Genomic DNA, 24866 nt, shown 5'->3' with positions numbered 1-24866 from the left:
CTATTGCTTATCGATGTTGCTGTCCTTGATCACCGTGGCCCATTTGTCGATCTCCTTCTGGATCAGGGCTTGCAGGTCTTTCGCCGGCAGGGCATGCGGGTGGATGGTCTGGGCTTCCAGCTTCTGCTTGACCCCCGGGTCGTTCACCGCCTGGATGAACACCTTTTCCAGCTTGGCGGTGACATCGGGCGGCATCCCGGCCGGGCCGAGCAGGCCGATCCAGTAGGACGTTTCATAACCGGGGTAGCCGAGCTCCGCGATGGTCGGCACATCGGGCAGGATGGGGTCGCGCTGCGCGCTGGTCACCGCCAGTACCTTCAGCTTCCCTTCCTTCACCATGCCCATGGAGGTCGCATAGGCCTCGATCTTGACGTCCACGCGGCCGGCGATCAGGTCGGCCTTGGCGGGACCGGTGCCCTGGTAGGGCACATGCACCATCTGCAAGCCGGCATCCTTGGCCAGCATGGTCATGGACAGGTGCGGCCAGCTGCCCGTGCCGGCGGACGAATACACCACCTTGCCCGGGTTGGCCTTGGCATAGGCGATGAACTCCTTGAAGGTGTCGTAGGGCTTGCTGTGCTGGGCCAGGAAGACACCGGGGTGGTCGGCCATCAGCGCGATGGGCGTGAAGTCCTTGACCGTGTCGTACGGCAGCTTCTCGCGCAGCGACGCGTTCACGGCGAAGGCCGTCTGGCCCACCAGCAGCGTATAGCCGTCCGGCGCGGCCTTGGCCACGTAGTCCGAGCCGATGATGCTGCCCGCGCCGCCGCGGTTTTCCACGATGATGTTCTGCCCGAGCAGTTCCTGCGCCTTCGCCACGACGATGCGCGTGACCACGTCGGTCGAACCGCCGGGCGGGAACGGCACGATGACGTGTATGGGGCGGTCCGGATAGGCGGCGTGGGCGGGGGCGCCGACGACGAGCGTCGCGACGGCCGCCGCCATGAGGCTGGCCAATTTCATGGGTGGGTCTCCTGATAGTTATATGGGCCCCGGACGCGGGGCCCTATGGGTCATTCGGCGGGCCGCAGCAGCGCCGTCAGCGCGCCGATATCCGGCACGTCCTCCAGCGCCATCACCATGTCCAGCAGCGCGGCGCCGCGCGCCGCCGGCATGCACGGCTCCGTCAGCCGGCGGAACTTGGCGACGATCTTGTCGGTGGTCGGCGTCAGGCTGTCCATCTCCAGGCCGGAGATGCCATGCGAGGCGCCGGCATGCAGGACTTCCAGGTCCACGCGGCCGTCCTGGTCCGGGGCGGGATCCAGCAGATCGATACGGTCGGACAGCGCCAGGACCTCCGGGTCCGCGGTATTGTCGTACCAGGCATATTCGTCCACCGGACGGCCCAGCAGCGCGGCGGCCACCGTGAAGCGCACGCTGATGCGAGCCTTCAAGGGCGTCTGGTACGGCGCCACATTGGTGTAGCCGGGATTGGTCAGCGTCAGCCACGGCGCGCGTATCGTCACGCGTTCGATGCGCGCGGGATCGAAACCGTGCCGCGCCCGCAGCGTCAAGGCCAGATGCACGGGCGTCTGCACGAAGATGCACACCGGGCGTTCCTTGTAGACCACCTCGTCGATCATGAAGCGGCGGCCCAGGTCGCGCGTGGCGTCGGCGGCATGATCCGCCGTGCGCCCGAAGGCGCGGAAGTAGCCGGATTCGCCTTCGAAAGCCAGGGGCGATGCCGTGGCCCCCGCGGCGGCCAGCTCGGCCGCCGACACGCCGGTCCGCGACGCCCAGCCCACGTTCAGCTTGACGTCCATGGTTCCGGAACGGAAGCCTTCGCCAAAGCCCGAGGCGAACATGGCCGCGCACCCCAATGCGTTGACCATCCGCTGGCGATCCAGCGCCAGCATCCTGCCGGCGGCAGCGGCCGCGCCGATGGCACCGGCCACGCCGGTCCCGCGAAAGGCGGGCAACATGCCCGGCGCGCCCAGGTAGGCGCGCGCCACGATGTCATAGCCCAGCACGATGGCGGCCAGCAGCTCGGCGCCGCTCGCGCCGTGCGCTTCGCCCGAGGCCAGGGCGGCCGGAATGGTGACCGCCCCCGGATGGGACTTGGCCAGGAAGTCGTCATGGGTACAGCCGTTGACCAGCGTGGCGTTGACGAAGGCCGCGTCCACGGCAGGCAGGCGTTCCGCGTGGCCGATCACCGTGGCGGGACCGCGGTTGGCCCGCACGAAGCGGCGCGCGACGGCCGGTACCGGCAGATCGCGCGCGGCCATCGCGGTCGCCAGCGCATCCAGCAGCCGCGACTTGGCGCGCGCAACGGTAGGCGCGGGCAGATCGGAAAAGCGGGTGTCGTGGAGGAAGGCTGCCCATTGTTCGGCGACGCTGGGCGTGGGCGCGGCGGCCGCTGGGCCGGCCGTCGCGCGTGGCGATCCGGCCTGCGCCGGGTGGGTTGCATGCATGCGCTGGTCTCCTGTGGCCATGCATCGGTCCGCGCGCCACGCCGATGCGGTCTGTCGCGCGTGTTGGCCGCGCTCGATCCGATTCCCCTGCCGTCCGGGTTGTTCCGCCGCAGTCGTTCCGCTTCGGTTGTTTCGCTCACCGAACTAGTGTATCGTTCAATGGACTATAAATGCACGCGTCGCCGCTTGTCAAGGGCCGGCGCGTCGTCCCGCCCCTGTGCTCCCGGAGACCCGCTCCATGCAGCCATCCGCCCCGCCCGCCGGCGCCAGCGATGCCGATACCGGCACTGTGAACCGCGTGCTGCGCATCCTGAGCCGCTTCGCGGAAAAAGACCGCTGGGGGCTGAACGAGCTGTCGCGCAGCCTGAACCTGCCGCGCGGCACCACGCATCGCCTGCTGGCCCTCTGCAAGCCGCTGGCCTTCGTCACGCAGGACGAAGAAGGCCAATATGTGCCCGGCATCGAGCTCTATCGGCTGGCGGGACGCCTGGCCGCGCAACTGCCTCTGCACCACGTCGCCGATCCCATCCTGCGCGCCCTGCGCGACCGCACCGACGAAACCGTCTTGCTGACCGTGCTCGCGCGGGAAGACCTGAAGATGTTCTTCTCCCTGTCGGCATCGCCGGCGCATCCGCTGCGCTACCGCATCGAGATCAACCGCCTGGAACCGCTGGGCTGGGGCTCGGCGGGACGTTCGCTGCTGGCCTTTCTGCGCCCCGAGGAAATCGAACAGGTGATCGCGCGCGCCGAGCCTTCGCCATTGGACGGCCGTCCGATGGACGAAGCCGAACTACGCCGATCGCTACACGCCATACGCAGGGCCGGCTGGGCGTCCAGCTTTTCGCAGCGCGCGCCCGGCGCCCACGGCTTGTCCATGCCGTTCTTCGATGCCCGCGGCGACGTGCGCGGCAACCTGACGCTGACCATCCCCGACTTCCGCTTCGATGCCGCCAGGCAGCAGGCCCTGCTGCCCATGCTGCGCGAAGCCGCGGCGCTGCTGATGCAACGCATGGGCTGGTCCTGAGATACGACTGTCCGGCAGATACGCGAGCGGCGTTGAATGAAGAGCAGGCCGCGCGCATGAAACGCTTTGCAAATCACGCGCCGGCGGCCGCGCCGACGGCGTCGCGCGGCGTACTATGCCTGCTGGGTTCCGGACACAGCGACCATGAAACGAATGCAGCTTCCCCTGCGCATACGGCCGCCGCGTATAGAGGCCGCGCCATCCGGCGACTTCAGGATCCTGCGCATCACGCCTGCCCATATTCCCGGCTACCGGCGAGCGCTGGACACGGTCGCCCGTGAACGGCGCCACCTCAGTTTCCTGGAGGCGCCGCCGTCGGAACAGACGCGCGCCTTCGTCATGCACAACATCGCCATGCGCCATCCCCACTTCATCGCGGTGGCGCGCGACGAGGTCATCGGCTGGTGCGATATCGTTCCCCTGAGCCAGCCGGGCTTCACGCACACCGGTGTGCTGGGCATGGGCGTGCATGCATCATGGCGCGGCCGCGGCGTCGGCAAGGCGCTGCTGAGCGCGGCCCTGGATGCCGCCGCGGCCCAGGAACTGAGCCGCATCGAACTCGAGGTCTATGCCGGCAACGCGCCGGCACGCGCCCTCTACCGGTCTTGCGGATTCGTCGAGGAAGGGCTCAAGCGCAAGGCGCGCTATCTGGATGGCCTGCACGAAGACGTGGTGATCATGGCGCGCCTATTGCGCTGACGGCCTCGCAAGGCCGCGCAAGGCCGCGCTAGGCCTGTCGCCGCGCATGTCGCGGCGCGTGGCCCCGGTTTTCCTACAGCGATATCGGCGATTGCCGTGCGCGGCCGATGCGCCCGCCGGCTTACCGCCTGGCGCGTGCCGCCTAGCCTATCCGGTTTTCAATGGCGGGCGCGCGCAGCCATCCGGCTCATGGACCGCCGCGCCCCGTCGCCCCACAGGACGGCTTGCATGCCGCGACAGCCCATGACGCAAAGTACCCGGATTCTGATACTGGCCACCGCCCTGCTGGCGGGCTGCGCCACCCCGCAGGAAAGACTCGCTCGCGGGCTGCGGACCCTGCATGGCCAGCATCTGGAAGCCGCCATACAGCGGCTGGGCGTGCCCGTGGGAGAAGAAAACGTCGCCGGCATGCGCATCCTGGTGTGGTCGACCAACGAGACGCGCACGGACACCGTCACGCAAACGACCCGGGCCTCGGCGGGCCTGTTCAAGGGCGACAAGCTGAAGGACATCGACGCCAGCTTTTCCGTCCAAACGCCTATCGTCGTCCACGTCCATTGCACCATCAGGCTGCGGATCGGAAAGGACGACATCATCCTGGGCAGCGACTACAACGGCGATCTCTGGACCTGCCGCCGCTACATCCATGCATTGAACCCGGACGACTGGATCAACCGGCTGGAAGTGGGCTAGGAAGCGAGCCGGCCCGCCGCCGGCGCCCACGCGGCCGGCACGCCGGAACGATGGACAGCCGGAGCGCCGGAGCGCCGGAACGCCGGAACGCCGGAGCGCCGGAGCGCCGGAGCGCCCCAACATCGTGCATAGCGCACGGGATTCGGCACCACCGTGGCGCACGGAACCGCGTTGCCACGCCCGTCCGCCCGCGCGGCGCGTTTGGCATGCGTATTGCTTTGCTGACAGGGTCGGGAACGGCCCCGGCACTACAACTTGAGCATCCCAGGCAAAGGCGCCTCGACCTCACGGTCGCGGGCGCCTTTTTGTCTTTTGAAAACGCAATCGCTACGCCCCGGTGAAACCCATGAATGCAACGCACCCCGCCGAAACATTGATCGTGATCGGCAATGGCATGGTCGGCCATCACTTCGTCGAGCAACTGATTGCCCAAGGCGCGCTCGACCGCTACCGCATTCTGGTCTATGGCGAGGAAAGCCGCCGCGCCTACGACCGCGTCCATTTGTCCGAATACCTGGCCGGCCGCGATGCCGAATCGATGGCCATGAGCGATGCGGCCTTCTACGAACGGCCCGGCCTGAGCCTGCGCCTGGGCGTACGGGTGCAGGAGATCGACCGCCGCAACCGCGAGATCGTCACCGACGAAGGACGCCAGGCCTACGACAAGCTGGTGCTGGCCACCGGCTCCTTTCCCTTCGTGCCCCCCGTGGCCGGGGCCGAAGGCACGGCCGGCCTGGTGTACCGCACGCTGGACGACCTGGACCTGATCCGCGCGGCGGCGGCCGGCGCGCGCCGCGGCGTGGTCGTGGGCGGCGGCCTGCTGGGGCTGGAAGCGGCCAACTCGCTGAAGACCCTGGGACTGGAAGTGCATGTCGTGGAGTTCGCGCCGCGCCTCATGCCCGTGCAACTGGATGACTTCGGCGGTGCCGCCTTGAAGTCGCGCATCGAGGCATTGGGCGCCAGCGTCCACCTGTCGCGCGCCACGCAGTCGATCAAGGAGGGCCTGCGCTACCGCTACAGCATGCGCTTCGCCGAAGGAGAGCCGTTGGAGACCGACCTGGTCGTGTTCTCGGCGGGCATCCGGCCGCGCGACGGGCTGGGCCGCGCAGCCGGACTGACGGTGGGCGAGCGCGGCGGCATCGTCATCGACGACTTTTGCCGCACCAGCGACAAGGACGTGTACGCCATCGGGGAATGCGCGATCTGGAACGGCACGGTTTTCGGCCTGGTGGCGCCCGGCTACCAGATGGCGCGCACGGCCGCGGCCGACCTGTGCGGCGCTGCGCCGCAGCCCTTCACCGGCGCCGACATGTCCACCAAGCTCAAGCTGCTGGGCGTGGACGTGGGCTCCATCGGCGACGCCCATGGCCGCACGCCCGGGGCGGTCAGTTATCGCTATATCGACGAAGCCGGCGCCAGCTATCGCCGCCTGGTCGTTTCCGCCGACGGCAAGCGCGTGCTGGGCGCGGTACTGGTGGGCGACAACAGCTATTACGACACCCTGCTGCAGTACGCGCAGAACGGCATCGCGCCGCCGGCCGATCCCGCGGGCCTGATCCTGCCCGCCGGCCAGGGCGCGCCGGCGCTGGGACCGGATGCCCTGCCGGCCGGCGCGACCATCTGCTCCTGCCACAACGTCAGCAAGGGCGCGGTGTGCGACGCCATCGACGCGGGCTGTACGGACCTGGGAACAATCAAGTCCTGCACCAAGGCCTCCACGGGCTGCGGCGGCTGCGCCGCCTTGCTGAAGCAGGTCTTCGAGCACGAACTGTCCCGCCGCGGCGTGGCCGTGGACAAGAGCCTGTGCGAACACTTCGCCTACACGCGGCAGGAGCTGTACGGCATCGTCCGCGTGGAAGGCATCGAAAGCTTCGAGGCGCTGCTGGCCCGGCACGGCCGGGGCCGCGTGGGCTGCGACATCTGCAAGCCCGCCGTCGCCTCCATCCTGGCCTCGTGCTGGAACCGGCCCATCCAGGATCCCAGCCTGGTGCCGCTGCAGGACACCAACGATACCTTCATGGCCAATATGCAGAAGAACGGCACGTATTCGGTCGTGCCGCGCATTCCCGGCGGCGAGATCACGCCGGACGGCCTGCTGGCCATAGGCGCCGTCGCCAAGAAGTACAAGCTCTACACCAAGATCACCGGCGGGCAGCGCATAGACCTGTTCGGCGCGCAACTGCACGAACTGCCCGACATCTGGCAGGCGCTGATCGATGCCGGCTTCGAAACCGGACACGCCTACGGCAAGGCCACGCGCACCGTGAAGTCCTGCGTGGGCAGCACCTGGTGCCGCTACGGCGTACAGGACAGCGTCGCCATGGCCTTGCACATCGAGAACCGCTACAAAGGCCTGCGCGCGCCGCACAAGCTGAAGTTCGCGGTATCGGGCTGCACGCGCGAATGCGCGGAGGCCCAGAGCAAGGACGTCGGCGTGATCGCCACGGAAAAAGGCTGGAACCTGTACCTGTGCGGCAACGGCGGCATGCGTCCGCGCCATGCGGAGCTGTTCGCCACCGACCTGGACGATGCCACCCTGATCCGCTATATCGACCGCTTCCTGATGTTCTACATCCGCACCGCCGACAAGCTGCAGCGCACGTCGGTGTGGCGCGATGCGCTGGAAGGCGGGCTGGACTACCTGAAGGCCGTCATCATCGACGATTCGCTGGGCCTGGCCGCCGAACTGGAAGCGCAGATGCAGCTGGTGGTGGACCGCTACGAATGCGAATGGGCCAATGCCCTGAAAGACCCCGAGAAACTCAAGCGCTTCCGCACCTTCGTCAACGACCGGCGCGGCGACCCGGATATCCGCTTCGTGCAGGAGCGCGGCCAGCCGCGGCCCGCCCGTCCGGATGAACTGCGCGCCATTCCCATCGTCGAGGAGATCGCCTGATGAACGCCCGCGACAACGGCCACGCAGACTGGCGCCCCGTCTGCCGGCGCCAGGACCTGGTTCCCAACTCCGGCGTGGTCGCCCTGCTGGAGGACGCGCAGATCGCGCTGTTCTATCTGCCCGACAACCCGGACCAGCCCTTATACGCCATCGACAACCGCGATCCGAAGTCCGGCGCCAATGTCGTCGGGCGGGGCATCGTGGGGCACCTGGGCGGCGAACTGGTCGTGGCCTCGCCCCTGTACAAGCAGCATTTCCGCCTGCGCGACGGCGTATGCGTGGAGTATCCGCAGCACCGTCTACGCACCTGGCGCGCGCGCCTGAATGGGGATGTGGTCGAGACCCTGCCGGAGGCCGCGCACGGGGCCTAGTGCGCGGCCTCCGGCACTTGCGCCACGAACAGCCGGCGCAGCTTGCTGGCGTAGATCATGCGGGCGTGCACGGGCAAGCGGGCCAGCGCCTCGGCCTCGTCGTCGCGCGGGATGGCCAGGAATACCCGGCCACCGGCGGGCGGTATGACCTCGTCCACGCGGTCCAGGTCGATGGCGCGGGCCGTGCCGCGGGAATAGAACCGTCCCGAGAACGGCACGCGCCCCACGAAGTACAGCGTTTCCCCGGGCGCTTGCATGGCCGCGGCGGCATTCACCAGGTCTTTCTCCGTCTTGAAGCGCCCGGGGGCGACGATCGCCGCCGTCCCGACGACCAGGAAGGCCAGCGGCACCGCCAGCACGCAGGCCAGGATGGCCTTGCGCAAGGCCGGCCGCGGCGCGTCCGGCATGGCCGTGGCCAGCAGCAGGGCGACCGGCGGCAGCGCCGGCAGCACATAGGTCCAGATAATGTTGCCCGCGAAGGTGAAGAACAGCGGCGTGGCAAGCGCCCACGCCAGCAGATAGCTCCAGCGCGCATCGCGCAGGATGGCGGGCAGGCGCTCCCGCCGGAACCCGCGGTCGCGGCAACGCCACACGGCGGCCGCCAGGCCCGCAGCGCCCCAGGGCAGCGACGCCACCAGCCATTCCAGCCAGATACTGCCGTAGGGACTGTCATGCGCCGAGCCATACCGATCGCCCTGCCAGCCCGGATCCACGAAGCGGTAGAAATGCTCGCCCAGGATGAAGTAGCGCAGGAAGCCGGGCGTCTTGATTTCAGCCGCCACATACCACGGCAACGCCAGGGCGGCGGTCACCAGGATGCCGGAAAGCCAGGGCAGGCGCGGCAGGGCTTGCGCCGGGCCGGCGGCAAGCCAGCGGCGCCAGGCCAGCCAGGGGATGATCGCACCGGCCACCAGGACCACGGCCAGCGGCCCCTTGGCCAATAGCCCGATACCCAGGCCGACGAAGAAGCCATACCGCCAGCGCCACCCGGCGCCCTGCCCGGCAAGATGGAACGCCGTCATGCACAGGCAGACGGCAAAGGCCAGATAAGTGTCCGTCAAGACCGCCCCCGCCGCCGCCGCGGGCAGCAGCATGGTGCTGAAGATCGCCAGCCACCGCGCGGCCGCCTCGCGCGACGACATGTTGCGTGCCAGCACGTACCCCAGCCACAGCATGCCCGCCATCGGCGGCAGCGAGGCCATCCGGATGCTCAGTTCCGACAGGCCGAAGACGCGGATGCACAGCGCCTGTGCCCAGAAGGCCAGCGGCGGCTTACCCCAGAACGGCACGTCCGGCGCGAACCAGGGCGTAATCCAATCGCCGGATACGGCCATCAGCCGGGCGATCTCGGCATAGCGCGGCTCCGACGTATCGACGAAGGGCATGGCCGCCATCGCGAAAACGCGTATGGCCCATATGCCCGCCAGCGCGTACCACACCTGAACCGCCATGGACCGCATGTCGCCGCCTCCGTCGCCGTTGACAGCGGCATAGTATCGCGAGGCCCCGACGGCGCGATAGGCGGCCGCCTGCCGGCGCTATGGCCCGTCCGCTCCGCCGGCGCCGCCCAGCCGCGACAGGGGCGCCAGGCCGCGCTTACTGCGTCAGGTGGCTGGACAATTTATCGACCGTGGCCTGGGCGCGCTGGACGATGGGCGCGAATTGCTCCGGGCCGTTCCCCACGGGCTGTATCAACAGCGGCTGCAGCACTTTCAGCACCTGGGGATCGGCCGCCGCCAGGCGCATGCCTTCGGCGATCTTCCGCACCACCGCATCCGGCGTCTTGGCGGGCACGAAGATGCCGTACCAGTTGTTGGTGAAATCCACATCGCCCAGCCCGACCTCGGCGTAGGTGGGAACGTCGGGCACTTCCGGCAAGCGCTTGTCGCTGCTCAGGGCCAGGATCTTCATGGTGCCGGACTTGTGATGCGGTACCACCGACGACAGGCCCGTCACCACCATCGTGACACGGCCGCCGATAATGTCGTTGACCGCCGCAGATGTCCCGGCGTAGCGCACATTGGTCATGTCCTTCAGGCCCATTTTCTCCACCAGGCCGGTGCCGGCCAGCAAGGTGAACGGCTCGCCGCTGGCCCAGCTGCAACGCGCCGCCTTGCCGCAGGCGCGCTTCAGGTCGTCGATGGTCTGGATGTCGGTGCCGCCCTTGACGACGATGCCCGTCGGCCCCGACGCCAGCATGCTGACCGGCCGCAATTCCACCAGCGGATCGGCGTCCATGGACTTATTGATGTATTTCAGCGCGGCGATCGCGGGAATCGAAATCAGCAGGGTATAGCCGTCCGGGGCCGCGCGCATCACCTGCCGGGTGGCGATCATGCCGTCCGCGCCGGGCTTGTTCTCCACGATGACCGGCTGCTTCCAGTGCTGGGTCAGGAAGTTGGCGGTGGCGCGGGCGATGTTGTCGCTGCCGCCGCCCGGCGAATACGGCACCACCAGCGTGACCGGCTTGTCGGGGTATTTATCGGCCTGCGCCCGCGCAGTGGGTGCCGCCAGGGCGACGGCGGATGCGATAAGTATGGCGCTAATCCCTAGCTTCATGGTTGGTCTCCTCGGGCCGCGTGCACCGGCGCGGGCGCCGGCGCCGTGGCCGCGTTATGGTTGGAAAACGCACTGCGACGAAAGCGCCGCCGGCCGGTCAATCCGGGGTGGCGTAGCGGGCTTCCTGCTGGACGATGCGGCCCAGGCCGACGAAGTCATTGAAGGTCTCGAAAGGCGTCAGGCGGTCGGCGATCGCATCGGTCGAGCAGCCTTCGCGCATGAAGGTCTCCATCATCTCCTTCACCGCCTTGTGCATGGCCAGCATGGGCTCCACCGGGCACAGCGCGTAATCGAAGCCGATGTCGTGGACTTCCTTGAGCGACAGGTAGGGGCTTTTGCCGGAGCGCACCATATTGAACAGGATGGGCTTGCCCAGCGGCTTCAGGCGCCGGACGATCTCGCGCATCTGGTCGACACTTTCCGGCGCGTCGGCATACAGGCCGTCCACACCGGTGGCCGCATACGCTTCCAGGCGATCCAGCGCGTCCGACAGGCCGGTCACCGCGATCGCGTCCGTACGCGCGACCACGAAGAAGTCCGGATCCGTGCGCGCATCCAGCATCGCCCGCAGCTTCTGCGTCATTTCTTCCTTGGACACCAGTTGCTTGCCGGCGAAATGCCCGCACTTCTTGGGCACGGCCTGGTCCTCCAGGTGCAGCACGGAAGCCCCGGCCTCTTCCCAGAGCTGGATGGTGCGCTGGGCATCCAGCACGCCGCCGTAGCCCGTATCGGCGTCCGCGAATACCGGTACGCGGGTCACGCGGCATATGCGGCGGATATGGTCGAACATCTCCGTCTGCGATAGCAGCCCCACGTCGGGCTTGCCGGCGACGATGGCCGACGCGACGAACCCGCTCACATAGATGGCCGGCGCGCCGGCCTGCTCCGCCAGCATGGCCGTCACGGCGTCGTGGGCGCCCATGCAGACGAAGGGCGGTTTCTTCAGCAGTTCGCGAAACTTCTCAGAGCGTGTCACGCCGGTCTCCTTGGTGAATGATGGATGACGCCAACTCCGGGCGTCGATACCCGGATCGCCCGCCCTCGCCCTGCCCCGCGTCCCTTGCACGGGACAGGCCGACGGCGGTGTTCACGCTTTCCCGGCCGCCTTGCCGCGGACCTCCACGCCCGCGGCCGCTTCGCTCAGGCGCACGATCTCGGTCAGGTCCGCCTCGTCGCCCAGGCGCTCGCGCGCATCGTCCAGCAGCTCGCGCACGGCGCTGCCCACGCGCAGCGGGGCGCCTATCGCCTCGCTTTCCGCCAGGCACAGGCCGACGTCCTTGGCGGAGAGGCCCAGCGCGAAGCCAAAGCCGAAGCTGCGGCTCAGCACATACTTGGGGATCTTGTCCTCCGATGCGTTGCTGCGCCCCGATCCGGAGTTGATGACCTGCACCATGATGTCCGGGTCCAGGCCGGCCTTCACCCCCATCACCAGCGCTTCCGAGGTGACGGCCAGCGCCGTCACCGACACCAGGTTGTTGATGACCTTCATGGTCTGCGCCAGGCCGGGCTGTTCGCCGATGTAGAAGGATTTGCCCAGCACGTCCAGCACGGGACCGAGGGCGTCGCAGGCATCGCGCGGGCCGGACAGCATGAGCGCCAGCGTGCCCTTGGTCGCGCCGGCCACGCCGCCGCTGACCGGGCAATCCACCGAGGCGATGCCGCGCTCGCCCAGGCCGCGCGCCAGCTCGCGCGCCGCCGTGGCGCCCGAGGTCGACAGGTCCACGACGATACGCACCGCCGTGCCATGCACCAGGCCCTGCGTGCCCAGCACCACGTCGCGCACGATGTCGGGCTTGGGCAGCGACACCAGGACGATGGACGCCGCATCGGCCACCGCGCGCGGCGATGGCGCGGCCTGCGCGCCCAGGGCCGCCAGGGCTTGCACCGCCTGCGGCTGCGTATCGTGGATGGCCACGCGGTAACCGGCTTCCAACAGGCGCCGGGCCATGGGCGTCCCCATGCGGCCGATACCCACGAAGCCCAGCACGGGTTTGTCATTCTGCGTCATTGTCGTCTCCCTCTATGGCTGATCCTGGTTGTGACGTGCCGCGCGGGAACGCGGACACGCCGCGCACGATTCAGGTGGCGGTCCAGCCGCCGTCTATCGGCAGCATCGCGCCGGTGATGTCCGCGCCGGCGGGCGAGCAAAGCAGCAAGACCATCGCCGCCACGCTCTCCATCGCCACGAAGCGGCCTGTGGGCTGGCGCGCCGCCAGGTAGTCGGCGGCGGCCTGCTCGGCGGATATGCCGCGCTCCGCGGCGATACGCGCCATGCGCGCGACGATGGGCGGCGTGGGGACCGTGCCCGGCATCAGCGCGTTGCAGGTCACGCCCGTGCGCGCCGTCTCGACGGCGATGGCACGGGTCATGCCGACCAGCGCGGTCTTGGTGGTGATGTAGGCGATACGATCCGCCGTCGCGCCGGCACCGTAGACCGACGACATATTCACGATGCGGCCCCATCCGCGCGCGCGCATCCCCGGCAGCGACAGGCGCACCGCATGGAAGGCGGCCGACAGGTTCACCGCCATCGCTTCATTCCATTGCTCGGTGCGCAAGCGGTCCACCGGCGCGAAGTGCCGGACCACCGCGTTGTTCACCAGGATGTCGACGCCGCCGAGTTCCGACTCGGCGCGGGCCATCATGGCCTCGATCTGCGCGACGTCGTTCAGGTCGGCGCGCGACAGCAATACACGCGCGCCCGTGTCCCGCGCCAGGCGCTCCGCCGCCGCCCGCGCCACATCCTCGGGTTCCAGGCCATGCAAGACCACGTCCGCGCCGGCCGCGGCCAGACTGGCGGCAATGGCGTGGCCCAATCCGGCCACCGATCCCGTGACCAGCGCGCGCTTGCCGGACAGCGCCGGCGGGCTTGCCGCATTTGTCTCCATGTCTCTTCCTGCTCTCCTGGGCGGGCCCGGAAACCCGGGCGAACGCGGCGCTCGTCGGCGCTTCGTTATGATTGTATTATCGAAATACGGTTGCGTCACATCCCGTTTCACGCACCGCAAGCCGCGCCGCGGGCGCGGCACCCGTGATGAATGCCGCCGCGCGCGCCGCCGGCCAGGCGGCACGGCGCCTTCGGCGTATTCGATGGAGCAACGATGAACCCTTCCACAGGCCAGGACGACCGCTTCGGTCCCATCACACGCGAACTCGCCCGCTTTGGGGCGCAGTGGCGATGGGAAGACATTCCGGAGCAGGCGCGCCATGAGGCCCGGCGCTCGCTGTTGAACTACTTCGCCGTGGCGCTGGCCGGCGCCAGCGACCCCACCATCGATATCGCGGCGGGCGTTTTTGCCGGCTTCAGCGCGGGTGGGCAGGCCAACGTTATCGGCCGGGGAACGCGCACCGATATCCTGCACGCGGCCAGCCTGAACGCCATGGCCGCCAACGTCTTCGATTACGACGACACGCATCCGGCCACCATCATCCATCCCACGGCCCCCGTGGCGCCCGTGGTCTTCGCGCTGGCGCAGACGCGCGCCGTCAGTGGCGCCCGGCTGCTGCAGGCCTTTGTCCTGGGCGCGGAGGTCGAGTGCCGCATGGGCAATGCGCTGACACCGTCCCACTATGCCCGCGGCTGGCACATCACCTCCACCTGCGGGGTGTTCGGCGCCGCCATCGCCGCCGCCCGCCTGCTTGGACTGGATGCGCGCCACACCGCCTGGGCGCTGGGCAGCGCCGGCAACCAGACCGGCGGGCTGGTGGAGACGCTCGGCACCATGGCGAAGAGCATCGCGGTAGGCAACGCGGCGCGCAACGGGCTGCTGTCCGCCCTGCTCGCCCGTGCCGGCTACGCCGGACCGGACCAGCCGATAGAAGGACCGCGCGGCGTCCTGAACGTGCTATCGGACGCGCCCGCGCCGGACCGGCTGATCGGCGATCTGGGACGGCGCTGGGAACTGTGCCGCAACACCTACAAGCCTTATCCCTGCGGCGTCGTGCTGCACCCCGTGATCGATGCCGTCCTGGCGCTGGCGCGCGAGTCGATGCCGTCCACAATGGACCCGGGCCGCGTGGCGCGCGTGGATCTTACCGGCCACCCGCTGCTGCGCCAGCGCACCGACCGGCCCGGCGTGCGCAGCGGGCGGGAATCGCAGGTCAGCGCCCAGCATGCCATCGCCGTGTGCCTGCTGCATGGCCGCGCCGACCTGGCGGAATTTTCCGACGCCGCGGTAGCCGATCCGCGCGCCCACGCCCTGGATACCCGGGTGCACTTCCATGACGACGAGACCTGCGCGGCGGACGCGGTGGAAGTGCGCATCACCCTGCAAGACGGCAGCAGCCATGTCCGGCGCGTCGAGGCCGCACGGGGTTCGGCGGGCAATCCCCTGACCGACGCGGATCTGGAAGACAAGCTGCGCCGGTTGTGCGCCCATGGCGGCACCGGCTGCGACGCCCAGGCCATCATCGACGGCGTGTGGGGGCTGGAGGCCGCCACCGACGCCGGCGCGCTGATGGCCCATGCGGCGGGTCGCCCGCGCGCCTGAGCCGGGCCGCCGGCGCGCGGCTAGAACCGCCAGGTGGCGTTGGCCTGGACGGCGTGCGACTGCATGCCGCGCGCCAGCTGGCCGCTATAGCCGGCACTCAAGCGCATGCCGCGGGCGGATGCCAATGTGGCGCCCGCCTCCAGCAGCATGGCATCGCGCGCCACCGGCGTGCCGTGCACATCGTATCCTTGCCCCTGCGCGAACCGCATGCGGGCGACGGGCGTAAGCGTGCCGTAGGCATGGCGCCACCCCGCGCCGCCGTGCAGCGCCAGGCGCGCGCCGTCCTTCAGGTCCCAGCCGGTATCGCCGCGCAGGCCCAGCGTGGACGTGCCCAGCCGCTGTCTTGCGGCATCGGCGCGCAGGCCCGCGTCGCCGGATTCCTGGAAGGCGCGGCGCCGGGTATCGGCGTAGGCCAGTCCCGCATACGGTTCGATCGTGGTGTCGCCGAAGGCCTGCGGCAAACCGGCCTCGGCAAAGACCTGCGCCGTGCCGGCCTTGTAGCGTGCCTCGGCCCGATCCAGGCCCGTATCCCGCTTGGACGAGATGGCGTGCCAGCTGTACGCGGCGCCATATCGCACGCGCACCGCGCCATCCGTGCCCGTATTGCCGTAGGCCCCCAGCGTATGGCTATCGACCTTGGCGCTGCTGCCCCGCTCCCGGACCTTGATGCCGCCGTTGGAGAAGCCGGCCATCAGCCCCACGCGCCCGCCGGACAGGGGCATATCGCCGCCGATCAGCAGGCCGGAGCGGGTGGCGTCCACCGACGCCGCGTTGCCGTTGCCCGAAAGCCGGTCGCGCGAGCCCGCGTACCGGGCCCACGCCGCCTTGCCGCTGTCGTCCCGCACCACCGCCTGCGATGACGACCCGCCCGGGGCGCCGCCGCCATCGCCCATGGCCCGGGCGCGGCCCAGCATGCCGTCGCGCAATTCCGCCGCCTGCGTGCTCAACACGCTAAGGGTGCTGGCATGGGCCTCGCCCGACCAGCGGTCGAAGGCGGCCGCCAGGCCATCCGTACGCGTGGCCATCACCGTGGCGTCGTACGGCGCCAGGCCCACCCCGGCCGTGTCCAGCGCCTGCGCCACCGCGCGCTGGTTGGCGCTGTCCGCGGCCGTGTCGAAGCCGGTGCCATTCCGCTGGAGGGCCACGCGGTAGCGCGTGGGATCGTCCGCGCGCACCCCTTGCCGCAGATCCAGGAATACATAGGGATCGGCAAGCCTGGCATAGCCGCCACTGATACCGCCGTCGGCCTGCAGGACGGTGTACTCGCGGTTCACCGCCTTCGGCCCCAGGCCATCCAGGCGCAAGGCGGCGTTCTCGATACGCGCCTGGCCCTGCACCTGGATCGCGTCGGCGGCCTCTCCGTCGTCGCCGACGCCCGCCACGTAGGTACTCCCGGCGTGCTGTACGTAGGCGCCCGCCACTCGCAGCGGGGCGCCCGGATTGCCCGGCGCCACCGTGCCCGAGACCTCGGTCGGACCGACCGTGCCGCTGCCTGTCAGCGTGCCGTCGCGCTCGATGGTCAGCCTCGACAAGGCATTGGATCCGTATACCGCGAGCGTGCCGCCCTTGACGGTGGTGGGCCCGGTGTAGCGGTTGTCCCCCGTCATCAGCAGCAGGCCCGCGCCGCGCTTGGTCATCCCCCCGACGCCGGAGATGTCGTTGCCCCACCAGGAGTCGTGTCCCTGCGTGTCGACGTCGAAGATGGGCGCGAAGCCGTCGGCGCCGAACTCCACGGGGCCCCGCACCGCGCGGCCCAGGTCGACCTCGCCCCAGCCATAGACGCCTTTCTCGCCCAGATGCGCGCGCCGGTCCGCCGAGGTCAGCAGGATTTCGCGCAGCTGCGTCATCCTCATGTAGGGAAAAGCTTCTTTGAGGACGGCAAGCGATCCCGCCACCATGGGCGCGGCATAAGAGGTGCCCACCATACCGTCCGACGCATAGCCATCGGGCGTCGCGGTGTACATCCCGCTCTGGCCCCACGTTTGGCCGCGATGCGGAAGGTCGCCGCCCGGCGCGGCGATGCACCAGCGCCACGCCACGCCGCAGCGGTTGCTGTACGACGCGATGCGGCCATCGGGGCCGAGCGCCACCACGGCGATCATGCTCTGCTCGAGATCGCTGAAGTCGATTTCCTGCAGGCGGCTGTCGTCGCGCTCCACCTGGATGTACGCGCTGGGATCCAGGTCCAGATACTCGCCGAAGTCGCCATCGACGAACTGGTAGACACCCGAATCGTGGTTCTCGGGACGGATGTAAGGGAGGAGCGCGCTGCTGGACGGATTCACGGCCGCTTTCGGATGCATGATGTTGTCGTTGCCCGCGGAATAGACCATGACCGCATCGTGCGCGGCGGCATAACGCAAGGCTTCCGCCTCTTTGCCCAAGACCTGCAAGGTGCCGGTCTCGCCCTTCAGCGCGAAGGTCTGCAGCGACTGGTCCCCGTGCGCCCAGGGACCCTCGATATCGCCACGAGGCGGATAGGGAAAGACGGGCAGGCCGTAACTGCCATTGATTACCTGTGCGCCGCGATCGACGGCATCGCGTATGGCCTGCGGGGTTTGGAAGCCGTCTTCTGATATCAGCAGGATGGGGACCAGGTCGGCCCCGTACGCGACGCCGTGCATGCCCCGGCCGTCCTTGGACGCCGCCAGCACGCCGGAAACTTCCGTGCTGTGCTCCCCCACCATGCCGTAGTACGCCGCGCGCCGCGGGCCATCCGGGCTCCAGCCGACGATGCGGCCCGCGAATTCCTGGTGGGCGAGGATATCGCCATCGTCGACAACGCCTACCCGCACACCCTTGCCGCTATAGCCGAGAGCATAGGCATCCGCGGCATGGATGGCCTCCAGCGCCCACGATGCCCGATATTCATCGGTACGGAATTGCGCCGGATCCAGGAGCGTGGCCGGCCCCACCTGGCCATAGGCCAGCACCGGGACGCACAGGCATCCCGCCAGGACGCCACGATAGGCCGGCGACCGCCGCCGCGGCCGTTGGCGAAGGCCCTTTCCTGTTCTGCCATTTTCAATCTTGCTATGCACGCTGCTCATCCAAACTGCGAAAGAGCTGCGTGTGTACGCCGGTCTACCCGAATGTTCCGAAGCTTCGCAACGCCGGAATGACACCCCTCCCGGCTTTACCGGTCCGCGCCGGTTCGCGGAAAATTCCCCGCCGCGCAAGCGCGGGAATCCTGGCTGCCATGGCATGGCAGCCGGACTCCGCCGTCCGCACTTCGTACACCGGCATCGTCATGCGCGACGCCGGACGCCTGAAAGCGTCACGATGGCGATCCCCGCCACGATCGCGACCAGTCCCGCCAACAGCCCGCCGGTCATCGGTTCCCCAAGCACCAGCCCGGCCATCGCCAGACCCACCACCGGCACCCCGAGCATCGCGGTCGACATCGTCGTGCTGGACAACCAGGAACTCGCTGCGTTCACCGCGACGAAACAGAATGCGGTCGCCAGCGGCCCGACATACAGTGCAACTTCCCAGAAGGCCCGCGAGCCATCCCCGGTGAACGGCCCTTCCAGTACGCGCGCCATCGGCACCAGCAGCGTGGCGGCGATCAGCATCTGCCAGGGCGCCAGCTGGTAGGCGCCGGAAACCGCGCGTCCGTGGCGCAGATGAAGGATGCACACCGCCCAGCAGAACGCGGCAAGCAACAGGAGCACATTGGCGCGTACGAGCGGCGCATCGTGCCAATCGAAACTGGCCGGATTGAACAGGACCAGTACGCCGGCCAAGGCCAGGGCGCTTCCCGCCTTTTGCCCGCGCGACAAGGTTTCGCCGAACACCAGTACCGCGATGGGAATCACCCAGACCGGCGTCGTATAGGCCAGGATGGCGGAGCGGCCAGCCGGAACATGCGTCATCGCGACCGCGCCCAGCACCGTGAAGGCCAGCATCTGCAGCAAGCCGACGCTAAGCATGACGGGCAGGTCCGCCCGCCGGGGCGCACGCAAGGTGCCGGTCGCCGCCTGCAGGCCGAACAGCGTCAAGGCGCCCAGCCCGAAGCGGATGGCCGAAAACCATACCGGCGTCACATGCGCCAGACCGGCCTTCATAACCGGCCAGTTGGCGCCCCACAACACGATCGCAACGCCCAGAAGGGCATACCCGCGCAGGCGTCCCGCACGGGCCTTGGCCGTACGGCCGCCGGCGTGCACGGCCATCTCGCTCGCTATCCTTTCCATGATCTTTCCTTGGCACCGCGCGGCGATGGATCAAATGAATGTCATGATCTGCGCGCGGGGAAGGCGCGACTTCGGCAAGCGGGCATTGAAATCCTTCTCGCCGTGATAGCCCAGCGACAGCAGCACCACGCTGGTATAGCCCTGCTCGCGCAGCCCCAGCTCGGCATCCAGCAGCGGGAAATCGAAACCTTCCATCGGGGTGGCGTCGATGCCCAGCGTGGCCGCGGCCAGCATGGTGCCGCCCAGCGCCAGGTATACCTGCTTCTCCATCCAATGCTGCAGGTCCTTGCGGTCGTAGCGATGAAGATCCACATAGGACTGCCTGCCCTTGGCCTGGCCTTCCTTGGCGCCCTCGATGCGGAAGCGGCCGTCGCGTTCTTCCTGTGCCAGCACGCTTTCCAGATGCGCCGCCGTCATATCGGTGGCGGCGGCGAACACGATCACATGCGAGGCATCCATCACCTTCGAGGCGTTGTAGCCATAAGTGCCTTGCGCCGCCTTGGCGATGCGCGCCTTGCCCGCGTCGTCGGAGGCGACGATGAAACGCCAGGGTTGCGAGTTGACCGAGGAAGGGCTGAGCCGCAATACCTCCAGCAGTGCTTCGATCTTTTCCGGCGGAATCTTGCGCGTGCCGTCATAGGCCTTGGTCGTGTAGCGGTTCCGGGCAGCGGTAAGCGTGTTCATGGCGATCTCCTGGGAAGAATGGCGCGGGACGGTTGGGTTGGTCTCGCGCGGTGCAGTCATGATCGACCTTCCCGGCCTCTCGAAAAACGGGCAAACTAGGAAATCGCTTTACTAAAAAGAGTGAAAATGATCCGGGTCGGCGATCTCTCCCTTTTCGTGCGTGCCGCCGCGCTGGGCGGCTTCTCCGATGCGGCGCGCGAAGTGGACCTGCTGCCCGGCCAGGTCAGTACGGCCATCCAGCGGCTGGAACGCGACCTGGGGGTACGCCTGTTTGCCCGCTCGACCCGCAGCCTGCGCTTGACCGCCGAAGGCGAGGCCTATCTGCCGCATGCCCAGGCCGCCCTGGACAGCCTGCGGTCCGGGCACGAGGAACTGCACGGCCAACACCGCGAGCTTCGCGGCGTGCTGCAGGTGGCGGCGCCCTCCGACCTGGGCCGCAACGTCCTGCTGCCATGGTTCGCGACCTTCCGGCGCCCCTACCCGCATCTCACGCTGAAGCTGTTCTTTTCCGACCGCGTAACGGACGTCTTCCGCGATCCGGTGGATGTGGCCATCCGCTACACCCCTTCGGACGACGCAAGCTACATTGCCTTGCCGCTGGCCTTGAACAACCGCCGCGTTCTGGTGGCCTCGCCGGAATACCTGGCGCGCCGCGGCGTGCCGGCTGGCCTGGACGACCTCGGCAGCCACGATTGCCTGCTCTATCTGCTTAGCAGCAGGCTATATGACAAGTGGACTTTCCACGATGGGGAACACAAGCTGACGGCCACGGTGCGCGGCACCGTGCATAGCGACGACGGGGATGTGGTGCACCGCCTGGCATTGGCGGGAGAAGGCATCGCCTACAAATCCTGGCTGGACGTCAGCGACGACGTGCGCATGGGCAAGCTGCATTTGCTGCTGCCCCACCTCGCGGGCGAGGCCGCGCCGCTGCACTTCGTCTACCCGCATCGCCGCCAGTATTCGCCCGCGCTGCAGGAACTCTATCGCCTGCTGCGCGATCGATGCGAGGCCGTGGCCGGCACGCTCCCGGCCCCGCAACCGCAACCTACCGCGTCGGCGCGGGCGCGGCGTCGATCCTGATGCGGAACAGGCTGTACGGCTTCTGCCGCAAATCCTTGCCGGCGTGGAAGCCCGGCTGGCGGTGCAGCTGGTTGGCGGTGAAGTAAAGATAGCCATCCGGCCCGATGGACATGGTGTCCGGCCACAAAATGCGGGGATCGTGGGCGATGGTCTCCCACTGGCCGTCGGGCAGGCGCTTGCGGATGGCGTTGCGCTCGTAATCGCCCGCGTAGACCGCCCCCTGCGCATCGGCCTCCAGGCCGTCGGACGCGCCTTTCTCGCCCAGGTCGCGCACCGCGGCGGCCAGTTGGGCCTCGCTCACGTTGGGATCGCGCAGCATGTCGGTCGGCACCGCGTACAGATGCCGGCTCGACAGCGGGCAGTAGTACAGCGTCTTGCCGTCCGGCGACAGCGCGATGCCGTCGGACGCCACGGTGAATGGCGACGTGCTGCCGTCGGGATTGCGGCCGATCAGCGTTTCGCCTTCCACCATGGGTACGAAGGACGGATCGGCCGAGGTCGACCGGTCCCCCGTCAGGCGCCGGACCGCCGTCCCGCTGTCCAGATCCACCACGATAATGCCGCCCGTACCGCTCAGCGACGAGTCGGTCACATAGGCCACGCCGGCCTTGCCGACCCGGTAGTCGAAACGGACATCGTTGACATAGGTTTGCTCGCGCATGACCTCGGGCGGAAACACAATGGTCTTGACGACCTTGTCCGTGCTGAGGTCGATCGCCACCAGCTTCGCGCCCCCGGCCTGCGGCGGGCCGAACTTCGGCGCGGCCGTATCGAGTACCCAGAGATGGTTGCGGCCGTCGGCCACCACGCTTTGCACGCTCAGGAATTGCCGGGCCGGCGCGCTGGTGTCGCCGCGATTGATGGCGGCGTCGGGATACGGAACCACCTTGCCGCCGCGCACCTCGCCCACCGTGAATGGCACGTCGTCGCCCCAGCGCGGGAAGTTGACGAAAATCCGGCCGCCTTCCGTGACCGCCACGCCGGTCGGCATCGCGCCGTGGAACACCGCGACCGTCTCCAGCTTGCCGTATGCGCGCTCACGGGCCTGGTTTTCCACGTGGATGGGCACGATAGCGGATGCCAGTGCGGGCGTTCCCATGGCGGCGACCGACGTGGCGATCAAGGTCTTACGTACGAAGGAATGAAAAAGCGTGGACATGACGATCTCCTTGCCCCGCGAGGCACTGAAGGGATTCGGCGCGGCCATGGGCGCCGCTGTGGTTCATATCTTGGACCCGCTCCGGTTTCCGATAAACCAGAGAAATGAATGAGCACTTTTCCGGAAATCAGGAAAATCCAGAATCCCGATAAAGTGAGTTTCCCGAAGCCCCGTCCGGCTTCGATGGCGGCGTTGATGGTTCCGTAGTCCTCGCGCAACGTGGTCCTTAGCACGCCGCGATCCACCAGTTGAGAGACCTCGGCCAGGATGCGGTGCTGCTCCTGGGTGAATAGCAGCTCCCCAGGCGGTGAGCGCGGTCAGGGGCAGCGCGGCGGCCTGCGCGGCCGTCTGCTTATCCCCGCAGCCGGTCCAGCCGCAGCCGGTCGCGGGCGTCGGTCAGCCGCTTCATCGCCGCGTAGGCCGCGCCCATGGCGGCCAGCGCGCTGGCGCCGCACAGCAGGAACATGAGCAGGATCTGGTACTTCGCGGCTTCGACCGGATCCATGCCGGCGATGATCTGTCCTGTCATGATGCCGGGCAGCGTGATGATGCCGGCGGCGGACATCTGGTTGATGCTGGGCACCAGGCCGCGCCGCACCGATTCGCGCAGCAGCCCCGCGAAGGCCTGGCGCGCCGTCGCGCCGAGCGCGAGCCTGGCCTCGATTCCCGCGCGTTCGCGCCGCACGCCGGACAGCATGGTATCCAGGCTGAGGCTGGCCGCGTTCAATACGCTGCCCAGCACGATTCCCACAAGCGCGATGGTGTAGCGCGGGTCGTACCAGGGCTCGGGACGCAGGGCGGTATGCAGGATGAACATCGCCGTCACCAGCGTCGTCGCCATGACCGTGGCGGCCGCCACGACGCCGTTGCCATGCGATCGCAGCCGCCCGCGCGGACGCGCGGCCACCTCGCGGGCCGCCAGCGCCATCATCGCCAGCACCACCAGCACGGTCAGCCAGGCGGAGGCATGGGCGAACACCAACCGCAGGATGTGGCCGACCAGCAGCAGCTGCACGACGGTACGCAGGGCCGCCCATAGCACCTGGCCATGCAAGGCCAGCCGCATCGCCATGGAGATCAAGGCGGCCAGCGCGACCAGGCACGCGGCCATGGCCAGATCGGAGGTACTCAGGGAAATAACGTTCATGGCTGCCGCTCCAGGCGCCCCTGCCCCATGCGCCAGAAATGCGTGGCCAGGCGGCCGGCCTGTTCCGGGCTATGCGTCACCAGCAATACCGCGGCGCCGTCCCGCAGGCGGGCCCGGATCTCCTGCTCGACTTGCAGCGTGGCGTGGGCGTCCAGCGCGGCGGTGGGTTCGTCCAGGAGCAGCAGCGGCGGCTTCAGCAGCAGCGCCCGGATCAAACCCAGACGTTGCCGCTCCCCCGTGGACAATTCGTGCACCATGGCGTCCAGTTTGGCGGGCGCCACGCCCAGGCGCTCCATGAAGGGAATGGCGGCCTGTCGATCGGGAAAGTGCGGCGCCACCGCCTCGTGCCACCAGCCGGCCTCCGCCTGGCAGTACACCACCTGCCTGCGCCACTGCGGCCCGGACATGCGGGAGCGGTCGACGCCGCGCAAGGCGGCCGTGCCCGCGCCGGGATCCAGGTCGGCGATCAGCCGCAGCAGCACGGATTTGCCGGAGCCGGACGGTCCTTGAATGGCATGGCACTCGCCCGCTTCGCAGTCCAGGTCGACCGGTTCCAGGCGTGGCGAAGAAAGGCGGCTCAATTGAAGAAGCGGCATGCGGAAACGGCAGAGTCAGCGATGAGTCTGCAACAGTACCCGATTCGAACCCGATCCGAAGCGCATCCGCAACAGGCGGGCCGCCCATGCGTAAACGTCCTTGAACAGATGCCGGTGTATCGCCTGCAGATGCGCCAGGTCGAAGTCCCCGACTATTGGCTTCGCAAGCAGCTCATTGGAACGCAATGCGGCGAGTGCAGCTTCGGCCCTATCGAGCCCGTCCTGGCTTGTGATGTTCAAACGATTCCGCAGTACACCGGACTGTTGATCGGTGTAGGGGTCTGACCTATCCGTGGGATACTTGGACATCGCGCGACCAAAGAAAAAACCGGCCGAAATGGCCGGTCAGATGCCAAACTCACCGGCAAGAATTCGTCGCTTGACCTTTTCAACAATCTCTTCGGTGGTCACTTCGCCATCGGCAATACGATGCATGTCGGCGATCGTTTCCGCATCAACTTCCAGGCCTTCCAACCGCTGGCTTGCCACAGCGTTTTCTACTGCCCGATGCCGCTGCCAAGAGAGGAAATCTGCGTCCATCTTTGGCTCCTTGGAAAGCTCCATTTTACCCTGCGGCAGGGCCCTGCGCACAGGGGGTTTTAGCCGCTAAACCGCCCGGTTAAACCGCCCGGTAATGCGCATGGCCACGGGATCTGTGCCGGGAATGGAATGCGGCGGCCGGGGGGGATGCCTTCATTTTGCGAGCGGGATAGAGGAGCGAACGCACCCTCATCTTTTTTCCGGCTCTTCAAGGCCTTGATTTGTATGGTCGGGGCGGCGGGATTCGAACTCGCGACCCTCTGCTCCCAAAGCAGATGCGCTACCAGGCTGCGCTACGCCCCGACGGCCGTCCGGATT

General features: G+C 68.2%; 22 protein-coding genes and 1 tRNA gene. 8 read left to right on the top strand and 15 right to left on the bottom strand.

The window, feature by feature from the left end; translation table 11 throughout:
- On the bottom strand, positions 1-963 hold the full coding sequence (locus tag BAU06_RS06425; RefSeq protein WP_066345766.1) for a Bug family tripartite tricarboxylate transporter substrate binding protein: 963 nt from the start codon (positions 961-963) through the stop codon (positions 1-3).
- A gap of 50 nt (positions 964-1013) precedes the next feature.
- Positions 1014-2411 carry an MmgE/PrpD family protein gene (locus tag BAU06_RS06420; RefSeq protein ID WP_066345764.1) on the bottom strand — a complete coding sequence of 466 codons (1398 nt, stop codon included), beginning with the start codon at positions 2409-2411 and terminating at the stop codon, positions 1014-1016.
- Between the two features lie 238 nt (positions 2412-2649).
- On the opposite strand from BAU06_RS06420, the gene BAU06_RS06415 reads away from it, so the two are divergent.
- The 5 genes from BAU06_RS06415 (at position 2650) to nirD (ending at position 8094) form a co-directional block, all read left to right on the top strand.
- Positions 2650-3435 (top strand): IclR family transcriptional regulator, encoded by a 786-nt coding sequence (locus tag BAU06_RS06415; RefSeq protein ID WP_066345759.1) that lies wholly within the window; start codon positions 2650-2652, stop codon positions 3433-3435.
- Between the two features lie 144 nt (positions 3436-3579).
- Entirely contained in the window at positions 3580-4134 is a 555-nt protein-coding gene (locus BAU06_RS06410) for a GNAT family N-acetyltransferase (RefSeq protein WP_231934006.1), read from the top strand.
- Positions 4135-4377: 243 nt separating this feature from the next.
- Complete coding sequence (locus BAU06_RS06405; RefSeq protein WP_066668656.1) at positions 4378-4827, top strand: hypothetical protein; 450 nt, start codon at positions 4378-4380, stop codon at positions 4825-4827.
- Between the two features lie 346 nt (positions 4828-5173).
- The gene (gene nirB, locus BAU06_RS06400; RefSeq protein ID WP_066345742.1) at positions 5174-7723 is read left to right on the top strand and encodes a nitrite reductase large subunit NirB; all 2550 of its coding nucleotides are present in this window, start codon (positions 5174-5176) and stop codon (positions 7721-7723) included.
- On the top strand, positions 7723-8094 hold the full coding sequence (nirD, locus tag BAU06_RS06395) for a nitrite reductase small subunit NirD (protein WP_066345735.1): 372 nt from the start codon (positions 7723-7725) through the stop codon (positions 8092-8094). The genes nirB and nirD overlap by 1 nt, the downstream gene beginning before the upstream one ends.
- On the opposite strand, the gene BAU06_RS06390 is transcribed toward nirD, so the two are convergent.
- The 5 genes from BAU06_RS06390 to BAU06_RS06370 form a co-directional block, all read right to left on the bottom strand.
- Positions 8091-9554, bottom strand: coding sequence for an ArnT family glycosyltransferase (locus BAU06_RS06390; RefSeq protein WP_066345724.1), 1464 nt, complete (start codon positions 9552-9554; stop codon positions 8091-8093). The two genes, nirD and BAU06_RS06390, sit on opposite strands and share 4 nt — an antisense overlap.
- 136 nt (positions 9555-9690) lie before the next feature.
- Positions 9691-10653 carry a Bug family tripartite tricarboxylate transporter substrate binding protein gene (locus BAU06_RS06385; protein ID WP_066345721.1) on the bottom strand — a complete coding sequence of 321 codons (963 nt, stop codon included), beginning with the start codon at positions 10651-10653 and terminating at the stop codon, positions 9691-9693.
- A 97-nt stretch (positions 10654-10750) separates the two neighbouring features.
- On the bottom strand, positions 10751-11629 hold the full coding sequence (locus BAU06_RS06380) for an isocitrate lyase/PEP mutase family protein (RefSeq protein ID WP_066345713.1): 879 nt from the start codon (positions 11627-11629) through the stop codon (positions 10751-10753).
- A gap of 111 nt (positions 11630-11740) precedes the next feature.
- Positions 11741-12661: an NAD(P)-dependent oxidoreductase gene (locus tag BAU06_RS06375; RefSeq protein WP_066345711.1), complete on the bottom strand. Its 921-nt coding sequence runs from the start codon at positions 12659-12661 to the stop codon at positions 11741-11743.
- 70 nt (positions 12662-12731) lie between these two features.
- Positions 12732-13541, bottom strand: a complete 810-nt coding sequence (locus tag BAU06_RS06370; protein ID WP_156770164.1) for an SDR family oxidoreductase — start codon at positions 13539-13541, stop codon at positions 12732-12734.
- Between the two features lie 213 nt (positions 13542-13754).
- Here BAU06_RS06370 and BAU06_RS06365 point away from each other — a divergent pair, with 213 nt between their 5' ends.
- Positions 13755-15143, top strand: a complete 1389-nt coding sequence (locus BAU06_RS06365) for an MmgE/PrpD family protein (protein ID WP_066345703.1) — start codon at positions 13755-13757, stop codon at positions 15141-15143.
- A gap of 20 nt (positions 15144-15163) precedes the next feature.
- Here the strand turns inward: BAU06_RS06365 and BAU06_RS06360 are convergent, their stop codons facing one another.
- The 3 genes from BAU06_RS06360 to nfsB form a co-directional block, all read right to left on the bottom strand.
- Positions 15164-18184: an autotransporter domain-containing protein gene (locus BAU06_RS06360; protein WP_197509443.1), complete on the bottom strand. Its 3021-nt coding sequence runs from the start codon at positions 18182-18184 to the stop codon at positions 15164-15166.
- A 207-nt stretch (positions 18185-18391) separates the two neighbouring features.
- Positions 18392-19339: a DMT family transporter gene (locus BAU06_RS06355; protein WP_066345692.1), complete on the bottom strand. Its 948-nt coding sequence runs from the start codon at positions 19337-19339 to the stop codon at positions 18392-18394.
- A 30-nt stretch (positions 19340-19369) separates the two neighbouring features.
- On the bottom strand, positions 19370-20023 hold the full coding sequence (nfsB, locus tag BAU06_RS06350) for an oxygen-insensitive NAD(P)H nitroreductase (protein ID WP_066345684.1): 654 nt from the start codon (positions 20021-20023) through the stop codon (positions 19370-19372).
- Between the two features lie 126 nt (positions 20024-20149).
- Here nfsB and BAU06_RS06345 point away from each other — a divergent pair, with 126 nt between their 5' ends.
- Positions 20150-21106 (top strand): LysR family transcriptional regulator, encoded by a 957-nt coding sequence (locus BAU06_RS06345; protein ID WP_066345682.1) that lies wholly within the window; start codon positions 20150-20152, stop codon positions 21104-21106.
- On the opposite strand, the gene BAU06_RS06340 is transcribed toward BAU06_RS06345, so the two are convergent.
- From BAU06_RS06340 to BAU06_RS06330, 3 genes are all read right to left on the bottom strand, one after another.
- Positions 21072-22205 (bottom strand): major royal jelly family protein, encoded by a 1134-nt coding sequence (locus tag BAU06_RS06340; RefSeq protein WP_231934065.1) that lies wholly within the window; start codon positions 22203-22205, stop codon positions 21072-21074. The two genes, BAU06_RS06345 and BAU06_RS06340, sit on opposite strands and share 35 nt — an antisense overlap.
- 412 nt (positions 22206-22617) lie before the next feature.
- A complete protein-coding gene (locus BAU06_RS06335; RefSeq protein WP_066345676.1) occupies positions 22618-23412 on the bottom strand; it encodes an ABC transporter permease in 795 nt (264 codons plus the stop codon).
- Positions 23409-24008 carry an ABC transporter ATP-binding protein gene (locus tag BAU06_RS06330; RefSeq protein ID WP_066345670.1) on the bottom strand — a complete coding sequence of 200 codons (600 nt, stop codon included), beginning with the start codon at positions 24006-24008 and terminating at the stop codon, positions 23409-23411. Before BAU06_RS06330 ends, BAU06_RS06335 begins: the two co-directional genes overlap by 4 nt.
- A 21-nt stretch (positions 24009-24029) precedes the next feature.
- Here BAU06_RS06330 and BAU06_RS26510 point away from each other — a divergent pair, with 21 nt between their 5' ends.
- Positions 24030-24293, top strand: a complete 264-nt coding sequence (locus tag BAU06_RS26510; RefSeq protein ID WP_156770163.1) for a hypothetical protein — start codon at positions 24030-24032, stop codon at positions 24291-24293.
- A 60-nt stretch (positions 24294-24353) separates the two neighbouring features.
- On the opposite strand, the gene BAU06_RS06320 is transcribed toward BAU06_RS26510, so the two are convergent.
- Both BAU06_RS06320 and BAU06_RS06315 read right to left on the bottom strand, forming a co-directional pair.
- Positions 24354-24548, bottom strand: a complete 195-nt coding sequence (locus BAU06_RS06320; RefSeq protein WP_066345661.1) for an antitoxin VbhA family protein — start codon at positions 24546-24548, stop codon at positions 24354-24356.
- A 226-nt stretch (positions 24549-24774) separates the two neighbouring features.
- Positions 24775-24851: transfer RNA gene (locus BAU06_RS06315), tRNA-Pro, on the bottom strand.
- Positions 24852-24866 lie beyond the last annotated feature (15 nt).

The organism is Bordetella bronchialis (assembly GCF_001676705.1).
In the GTDB taxonomy this organism is placed as follows: domain Bacteria; phylum Pseudomonadota; class Gammaproteobacteria; order Burkholderiales; family Burkholderiaceae_B; genus Bordetella_C; species Bordetella_C bronchialis.
The sequence above is the reverse complement of the archived record's forward strand: the minus strand, read 5'-3'. Positions and strand labels throughout refer to the sequence as shown.